General features: G+C 53.6%; 1 pseudogene. It reads left to right on the top strand.

The window, feature by feature from the left end:
• Positions 1-563, top strand: a pseudogene (locus JNC80_RS20020) (phage tail protein); the annotation flags it as partial.

Raw genomic sequence — 563 nt, forward strand, 5'->3', positions numbered from 1 at the left:
GGGGCGGTCGGCAGCTTTTTGCTTAAAGCCGCCGTTGGTATCGGCCTCAATCTGCTTGCGCAATCCATTGCAGGCAAGCCGCAGGAACCGGTATTCGCTATCAATGGCAGCCTGCAAGCTGGTGGTGACCTGCCGCGATCCTTCCTGATCGGGAGAACGTCAACAGCCGGTTCTCTGGTCTGGGTCAACACATGGGGGCATGACGGCGATACACCAAACGCTTATCTGACACAGGTTATTGCACTGTCTGATCTGCCGGTCGCTGGCCTGCGGGAGGTTTGGGTCAACGGTCAGAAAGTGACCCTTGATTACAATACGCCGGATATGTCGTGGGGCTGGCGGGTCAAAGAATATCGCAACGATGGTGATAATCTTTGGGTCAAATTCTATGATGGTACCCAGACTGTAGCTGATAGTTTTCTGGTCAATACCTGCTCCAATCAGAACCGCCAATGGGATGTGAACCGTGTCGGTCGTGGTGTGGCCTATGCCATTGTGACGGCGCGTGTCAGTAAGCAGATGTTCTCCGGTATTCCGAATTTCAAATTCGAGCTGGATGGCTT

Source organism: Pseudochrobactrum lubricantis, from assembly GCF_041929865.1.
Lineage (GTDB): Bacteria > Pseudomonadota > Alphaproteobacteria > Rhizobiales > Rhizobiaceae > Pseudochrobactrum > Pseudochrobactrum saccharolyticum.